The 7,546-nt window shown below is 70.9% G+C and carries 8 protein-coding genes and 1 pseudogene; 6 read left to right on the top strand and 3 right to left on the bottom strand.

The genetic code is table 11. From position 1 onward, the window contains the following. On the bottom strand, positions 1 to 263 hold a 263-nt coding region (locus tag ACILR4_RS23380), incomplete at its 3' end, for a hypothetical protein (protein WP_395703293.1). A gap of 149 nt (positions 264 to 412) precedes the next feature. After that, a complete protein-coding gene (locus ACILR4_RS23375) occupies positions 413 to 1,207 on the bottom strand; it encodes an IclR family transcriptional regulator (RefSeq protein ID WP_395703292.1) in 795 nt (264 codons plus the stop codon). Between the two features lie 175 nt (positions 1,208 to 1,382). Between ACILR4_RS23375 and ACILR4_RS23370 the strand changes: the two genes are divergently transcribed. The 5 genes and pseudogenes from ACILR4_RS23370 (at position 1,383) to ACILR4_RS23350 (ending at position 6,590) form a co-directional block, all read left to right on the top strand. Continuing rightward, positions 1,383 to 2,942 carry an acyl-CoA synthetase gene (locus ACILR4_RS23370; protein WP_395703291.1) on the top strand — a complete coding sequence of 520 codons (1,560 nt, stop codon included), beginning with the start codon at positions 1,383 to 1,385 and terminating at the stop codon, positions 2,940 to 2,942. A gap of 21 nt (positions 2,943 to 2,963) precedes the next feature. Then, a complete protein-coding gene (locus ACILR4_RS23365; RefSeq protein ID WP_395703290.1) occupies positions 2,964 to 4,103 on the top strand; it encodes a MaoC family dehydratase N-terminal domain-containing protein in 1,140 nt (379 codons plus the stop codon). Between the two features lie 2 nt (positions 4,104 to 4,105). After that, positions 4,106 to 5,311, top strand: a complete 1,206-nt coding sequence (locus ACILR4_RS23360) for a CaiB/BaiF CoA transferase family protein (RefSeq protein ID WP_395703289.1) — start codon at positions 4,106 to 4,108, stop codon at positions 5,309 to 5,311. A gap of 44 nt (positions 5,312 to 5,355) precedes the next feature. After that, positions 5,356 to 6,274, top strand: a pseudogene (locus tag ACILR4_RS23355) (Bug family tripartite tricarboxylate transporter substrate binding protein). A gap of 97 nt (positions 6,275 to 6,371) precedes the next feature. After that, positions 6,372 to 6,590, top strand: coding sequence for a hypothetical protein (locus ACILR4_RS23350; protein WP_395703288.1), 219 nt, complete (start codon positions 6,372 to 6,374; stop codon positions 6,588 to 6,590). A gap of 4 nt (positions 6,591 to 6,594) precedes the next feature. Here ACILR4_RS23350 and ACILR4_RS23345 read toward each other — a convergent pair whose 3' ends face one another. Beyond that, entirely contained in the window at positions 6,595 to 7,056 is a 462-nt protein-coding gene (locus ACILR4_RS23345) for a MarR family winged helix-turn-helix transcriptional regulator (protein WP_395703287.1), read from the bottom strand. Positions 7,057 to 7,105: 49 nt separating this feature from the next. Here ACILR4_RS23345 and ACILR4_RS23340 point away from each other — a divergent pair, with 49 nt between their 5' ends. Further along, positions 7,106 to 7,480, top strand: a complete 375-nt coding sequence (locus tag ACILR4_RS23340) for a cupin domain-containing protein (protein ID WP_395703286.1) — start codon at positions 7,106 to 7,108, stop codon at positions 7,478 to 7,480. The last annotated feature ends 66 nt before the right edge of the window (positions 7,481 to 7,546 follow it).

Genomic DNA, 7,546 nt, shown 5'->3' with positions numbered 1-7,546 from the left:
AACCAGCGCGCGTTCGTCGGGTCGCGCTCGGTGGCCAGCTGCAGCAGTTCGCGCTCGCGCACCTGGTCGCCCAGGCGGACGGCTGCGCCGACCCGTTCATCCAGCCACTTGCGCCACTGCGTCGCGTTCATGCCCGACGGTGGCGACTCCTGCAGCAGCGCCTGCAGCCGGGCCTGTTCTGCTTCGGACTGGGCCTGGGCCTGGGCCTGGGCCTGGGCCTGGGCCTGGGCCTGGGCCGCCGACACGGCGACGAGCAGGGCCACCACCCAGCACCGACACGGCCACCTCAGCGCACGTCGCAGCATCTGCCCTCCGGACTTTCGCAGCCCGGCGCAAGCGTACTCCAGTGCGACAGCAAAGCGCTGGTGCGGCGTGTGCTGGCGCCGCGCGCGGCTGAGCGCCGCGGCCGCGTTCAGCTGCGCGCGGCCAGCAGCTCCGACAGGCGCTGCGCCTCGTCCTGCAGGTCCTTGGCCAGGCCCTGGGCCTTGGCGCCGGCGAGCTGGTCGCCGACACCGGCGGCCACCAGCGCGTGCGACAGCCGGCCGCGGCGGTCGAACACCGGCACCGCGACCACCGCGACGCCGTTGATGTAGTTGCCGCGGTCCAGGCCGTAGCCCTTGCGGCGCACGGCCTCCACTTCCTTGAGCCAGCTGTCGAAGTCGGGCACCTCGTCCCAGTGCGCGGCACGGAAGCGGCGCTCCAGCTCGGCGCGCGGCAGCTCGCTGTAGGCGGCCACCAGGCGGCCGGTGGCGCTGGTCAGCGCCGGGAAGCGGCTGCCGACGTCGATGTGCAGCCGAAACGGGGCGTTCGAGCGTGACAGGGCCAGCACCACGATGTCGTCGGCCGCGCCGATCTCGACGCCGATCGCGGTGACGTGCCAGGTGGCCGACAGCCGGTCCAGCACCGGCTGCGCCAGCGCCGGGAAGGGGTGGCTCTCGATCACGCTGCGCGCCAGCGCCAGCATGCCCACGCCCAGGCTGTAGCGCTTGGTGGCGGGGTCCACCTTGACCAGCCCCTCGTCGACCAGCACGCGCAGGATGTGCAGCGCGGTGCTGCTGATCATGCCCAGCTCCTGGGCGATCACCTTGAGCGTTAGCGGTCCGGGCGTCCGGCCCAGCAATCGCAGGATCGCGATCGAGCGGGTCACGGCCGGCACCGGCCGCACGCGCGGTCCGGTCGTCGTGGCCGGGGCTTCGGATTCGGGCACCTGCTTCTCCTTCGTTGGGGCGCTCAGCGGGCGAAGCATACGTTGCGGCCGGCGCGGCGCCGCCGAAGGCTCGGGTCGTAATTGTCTATATACAATCAAAGAGCGCTATTGACAATCATGCGGCGGGCGCGCACAGTGAGCCCACTGCCAGCCGACACCGCGAAAGACCTGCCGCATGACCCGTTTGACCGACTTCGTGAGCCATGCCGACGCCCAGGCCCATTGCTCGACCGAGCAGCTGTGGGCGCTGTTCGACGGCAACCGCGAGCACATGAACATCGCCCACGAGTGCCTCGATCGCCATGCCGCGGGCGACGGCACGGCCGTGATCCTGGTGCGCGCCAACGGCGAGGACGAACGCCTGTCGTTCCGTGAGCTGTCGCAGGACTCCGCGCGCTTTGCGCACTACCTCGTCGCGCAGGGCATCCGGCCGGGCGACAGGGTGGCGGTGATGCTCGAGCCCTCGCGCGAGTTCTACGTCGCGATCTTCGGCGCGATGAAGATGGGCGCCATCGCGGTGCCGCTGTTCACGCTGTTCGGGCCCGACGGCATCCGCCTGCGGGTGCAGGACTGCCGCCCGCGGCTGATCGTGACGAATGCCGAGAAGGCCTCGCTGGTCGGCGCCGTGCCGGACCTGCAGCTGGTGGTGGCCGATGCCGGCTTCCTGCGCAGCCTGGCGGCCTTGCCCGATCGCTACGAGGTCAGGACCCGCGCCGACGACCTGGCGATCTTCCAGTACACCTCGGGCACCACGCGCGAGCTGCCCGATGCGGTGAAGCACACGCACCGCGCGCTGGTCACCTTGATGCTCGCGGCGCTGTACGGCACCGGCGTGCGGCCGGGCGAGCGCTTCATGTGCCCGTCATCGCCGGCCTGGGGCCATGGCCTGTGGCACGGCACGCTGGCACCGCTGGCGCTGGGCGTGACCATCGGCGCCTATGCCGGCAAGTTCAACGCCGAGCGCCTGCTGCAGGCGCTGGCCGAGTACCGTTTCGACAACCTCTCGGCCGCCGCCACCCACTACCGGATGATGCGCAACAGCGGCGCGGCGGGCCGCCACCGCTATGCGCTGAAGAAGCTCTCGTTCACCGGCGAGCCGATCGACAGCGAGACCGCCGCCTTCGCCGAGTCCACCTTCGGCCATCCGGTGTGCAGCATGTACGGCACCACCGAGATCGGCGTGTGCCTGGTCAACTTCCCCGGCGCGCCGGACTTCGTGGTCAAGCGCGGCTCGCTCGGCAAGCCGGTGCCCGGCCTGCAGGTGCAGGTGCAGGATGCGCAGGGCCAGCCCTGCGCGCCGAACGTCACCGGCGAGCTCAAGCTCTGGCGCCGCGGCGAATGGCTGCCGACCAAGGACCTTGGCCGCGTCGACGAAGACGGCTACTTCTGGCACGGCGGCCGCGCCGACGACGTGATCATCTCGGCCGGCTGGACCATCGGCGCCGTCGAGGTCGAGGACGCGGTGCTGCAGCACCCGGACGTGCGCGAGGCTGCCGTCATCGGCGTGCCCGATGCGCTGCGCGGCCAGGTCGTCAAGGCCTTCGTGGTGTCCGATCGCCCGGCCAGCGAAGCCTTCGTGCAGGAGATCCAGGACAGCGTGCGAACGCGCCTCGCGCAGCACGAATACCCGCGCCAGGTGGCCTTCGTCGCCGAGCTGCCCAAGACCCCCGCCGGAAAGATCCACCGCCGCAAGTTGCGCGAGCAGGAACTGGCCGGCGCCCAACCCACCCCCTGAACACCTTCCCCAGGAGACCCCATGTCGACGACTACAGCCCGCACCTTTCCCAAGATCACCGACAACGGCCTCGACGAGCTGCGCGAGCGGCTCGGCGTGAAGATCGGCGCCACCGCCGAGCCGTGGTGCCATGAAGCCACGCGCGACAACATCCGCCACTACGCGCATGGCATCGGCGACGACAACCCGCTATGGTGCGAGCCCGAGTACGCGGCCAAGACCTCGCTGGGCGGCATCGTCGCGCTGCCGAGCTTCCTGTTCGCCACGAGCCGCATCGTCTCGGGCTACGTCGGCGGCCTGCCCGGCGTGCATGCGATGTGGTCGGGCGCCGACTGGACCTGGCACAAGCATGTGCAGCGCAACGACGAGATCCGCACCGAGGCCTACCTGAAGGACCTGATCGAGCACCAGACCCGCTTCGCCGGCCGCGCGATCCAGCAGATCTACCACGTCGACTTCTTCAACCAGCAGGGCGACAAGGTGGCCGAGGCCGACAGCTGGTGCTTCCGCACCGAGCGCGACCATGCGCGCGAGCAGGGCAGCAAGTACAGCCACGTGCGCGCGCGCGAGCCACGCCGCTACAGCCCGGAAGAGATCCAGGAGGCCTACAAGCTCTACGCGCAGGAGGAAGTGCGCGGCAGCACGCCGCGCTACTGGGAAGACGTGAAGGAAGACGAGGCGCTGCCGGTGATGTTCAAGGGCCCGATGACGGTGACCGGCTTCATCGCCTACGCGCAGGGCTGGGGCGGTCTCTACATCCGCGCCAACAAGCTGGCCTGGCGCCTGGTCGATGCGCACCCGGGCGTGGGCATCACCAACCGCTTCGGCATCCCGGACGTGCCCGAGCGCGTGCACTGGGAGGAAGACTTCGCGCTGGAAGTCGGCGCGCCCGGCGCGTATGACTACGGCCCCGAGCGCTGCTCGTGGCTGACGCACCACCTGACCAACTGGATGGGCGACGACGGCTTCCTGCGCAAGGCCAGCTGCAAGATCCGCCGCCACAACCCCGAGGGCGACATGCTGTTCATCAAGGGTCGCGTCATCCGCAAATACGTCGAGAACGGCCGCCACCTGGTCGAGATCGAGCAGAGCGCGCACAACCAGGACGACGAGCTCTCGGTGCTGGGCTCCGGCGTCGTTGAACTGCCGTCGCGGGGCTGAGCTTGGCAGCCACCTCGCGCGGATCGCTGGCCGGCTTGCGGGTGGTCGACCTCTCGCGCGTGCTGGCCGGGCCGCTGTGCACGCAGATGCTGGCCGACCAGGGCGCCGAGGTCATCAAGGTCGAGCCGCCCGCCGGCGACGAGACGCGCGGGCTCGGCCCGCCGTTCGACGAGCAGGGCGACGCCGCCTACTTCCTGGCGGTGAACCGCGGCAAGCGCGGCATCGCGCTCGACCTGGCGCAGCCGGCCGGTCAGGCCACCTTGCTGGCGCTGCTGGAAGGCGCCGACGTGCTGGTCGAGAACTTCATCCCCGGCACCATGGCGCGCTGGGGGCTGGACTACGAATCGGTGCTGAAGCCGCGCTTCCCGCGCCTGGTGTACTGCGCGATCTCCGGCTTTGGCGCCGACGGTCCGCTGGGCGGACTGCCCGGCTACGACGCGATCCTGCAGGCCATGTGCGGGCTGATGACGGTCAACGGCGACCCGGCCACCGGGCCCACGCGCATCGGCATCCCGATCGTCGACCACCTCACCGGCTACACCGCGCTCAGTGGCATCCTGATGGCGCTGCTGGAGCGCGCGCAATCGGGCCAGGGCCAGCGCGTCGAGGCCACGCTGTTCGACAGTGCCCTGAGCTTGCTGGTGCCGCATGCGGCCAACTGGATGTACTCGGGCCGCACGCCCCAGCTGCTGGGCAGCGCGCATCCGAACATCGCGCCCTACGACCAGTTCGCCTGCCGCGATGGCGCGGTGTTCCTCGGCATCCTGAACGACCGCCAGTTCGCCCGCTTCTGCGAACAGGTGGGCCTGCAGGCACTGGTGCGCGATGCGCGCTTCGCGACCAACGCGATGCGCCTGGCCCACCGCGACGCGCTGCGCGCGCAGATCGAGGCAGCGTTGGCCGAACGCGGCAGCGCCGAGCTGTGCCAGGCGCTGATGCGCCAGGGGGTGCCGGCCGGCCCGGTCAACACCGTGCCGCAGGCCTTCGCGCAGGCGCATGCGCTGCACCGCGGCATGCGGGTCGAGCGCGAGGGCTATGCCGGCATCGGCCTGCCGGTGCGGCTGTCGCGCACGCCCGGCCGGCCCGGCGGGGCGCCGCCGCGCTTTGCCGAGCACACCGAGGCCGTGCTGCGCGAGGCCGGCTTCGACCAGGCCCACATCGGCCGCCTGCGCGAGCAGCGCGTGCTGCCGGAACGCACACACGCCTAGCGCTGAATATCCCCGTCCACCCAGAGACATACCCGGAGACAAGCATGAAACTGAGGACCCTGCTGGCGGCGACGGCCGCCGTCGCAGCCGCGCTGCTGTTGCCTGCCACCCCTGCCGCTGCACAGGCCTGGCCGACCCGTCCGGTGCGCGTGATCGTGCCCTACCAGCCGGGCCAGGGCACCGACGTGGCCACGCGCTTCCTGGCCGAGCACCTGGGCAAGGCGCTGGGCCAGACCATCGTCGTCGACAACCGGCCCGGCGCCGGCGGCAACATCGGCGCGCAGGAGGCCGCGCGCGCCCCGGCCGACGGCGTCGATGCCCTTCGATCCCGAGAAGGACTTCGATCCGGTGATGCTGGTCACCACCTTCCCAATGGTGCTGCTGGCCAAGCCCGCGGCGCCGTTCAACACCGTGGGCGAGATGCTGGCCGCGGCGAAGGCCAAGGCCGATGCGGTGGACGTGGCGTTGCCCAGCACCACCGCGCTGCTGGTGCTGGAGCTGCTGAAGCAGCAGAGCGGCGCCGGCATGCTGGGCATCCGCTACAAAGGCTCGGGCTCGTCGATGACCGAGGTCATCGGCGGCCAGGTGCCAGTGGCCATCGACACCATCAGCGCCGCACGCTCGTTCATCGCCAACGGCAAGCTGAAGGTGCTGGGCGTGACCTCGGGCAGCGCGACCGAACTGCTGCCGGGCGCCAAGCCGGTGGCCGCCCAGGGCATTGAAGGCTTCGAGGTGCTGGCCTGGAACGGCCTGTACGCGCCGCGCGGCACGCCGCCCGCAGTGCTGCGCCGGCTGAACGCCGAACTCGCGAAGATCCTGGCGCAGCCCGAGGTGCGCCAGCGCCTGCTCGAACTCGGCCACGAACCCGCTGGCGGCACGGCGCAGCGCCTGGGCGACTTCGCGCGCAGCGAACGGCAGAAGTGGGGGCCGCTGATCGAGAAGGCCGGCATCAAGGCCGACTGACGCGGGGCGCGTGCCCTACGGCATGAGTCGGCGTCGGCTGACAGCCGCGCCGTGCGGCGGGTGATCGAATGGGCTCATCGCAAGGAAGGAGCCTCCCGTGAACACCGTTCGCATCGCTGCCATCGTCACCCTCGTCGCCGGCCTGCTCGGCCTGCTCTTCGGCGGCTTCTCGTACCAGACCGACCGCACCGCGGCCAAGATCGGCCCGGTCGAGCTGAAGGTCGAGGAGCACCAGCAGATCAACATCCCGGTCTGGGCCGGCCTGGCCGCAGTGGCCGTCGGCGGCCTGACGCTGATCGGCACGCTGCGCAAGTAGGCCGCTACAAGGGCCTGGCACTGCGGCCGCTGCGGCTTGCGGCAGCCGCGGCCATGCACTCGAGCACCTGGCGCGCGGCGGCCACGCGGCGGGTGCCCAGCTGGGCGCCCAGCGCCTGCTCGTAGCGCACATGGAAGTCGTGCGCACGGGCGAGCAGGGCGCGCCCGCGCGGCGTCAGGTGCAGTCGCTTGACGCGCTTGTCCTGCGCGTCGTCCACCCGCGACACGTAGCCCTTGGCCACCATGTCCTCCACCACCTTCAGCGCCCCCGGCGGCGTCATCTCGAGCCGGGTGGCCAGCTCGCTCAGGCTGTGCGGCACGTCGTCGAGCAGGCGCAGCACATAGCCGAACGAGCTGCCGATGTCGGCAAACCCCCCTTGCGCCAGGTCATGGTGCAGCGCGTCCTTGAAGGCGCCGAAGGCCAGGTTCAGCAACAGACCGAAATCGACAGGCGGGGTGCTTGACATGATTGACCACGGTTAATAAACTAAAGTTAACTTTACAGGAGAACCCGCGATGTCGCTCACCACACGGGGCCAGGCGCCCGTCTTTCAACGCCACGGCGTGACCTTCATCAGCCTCGCGGCCCCCAGCCGCGGCGCGCGCGAGAACTCGGTCTGGCGCTTCGAGGTGGCGCCGGGCACGGTCGGCCAGCCGCACCGCGTCACGCGCGAAGAGACCTTCGTGGCGCTGCACGGCCGCGCCACGATCGCGCTGGACCAGACCCGCGTCACGCTCGAGGCCGGCGACGCGCTGGCGGTGCCCGCCGGCTCGCGGCTGTCGCTGAGCAATGCCGGCCCCGAGCGCTTCGAAGGCCTGGCCGTGCTGCCGGTGGGCGGGCAGGTGGAGATCGACGGCATGGCGCCCTTCGTGCCGCCCTGGGCGGCCTGATGCGCTGGCACGCACAGGTGAGCGCACCATGACCCTGGCAGGTTGAATGCCGACCCACCGGTCGGC

The organism is Aquabacterium sp. (assembly GCF_044226965.1).
GTDB lineage: Bacteria > Pseudomonadota > Gammaproteobacteria > Burkholderiales > Burkholderiaceae_C > Pseudaquabacterium.
This window is presented reverse-complemented; position numbering and strand designations above follow the sequence as displayed.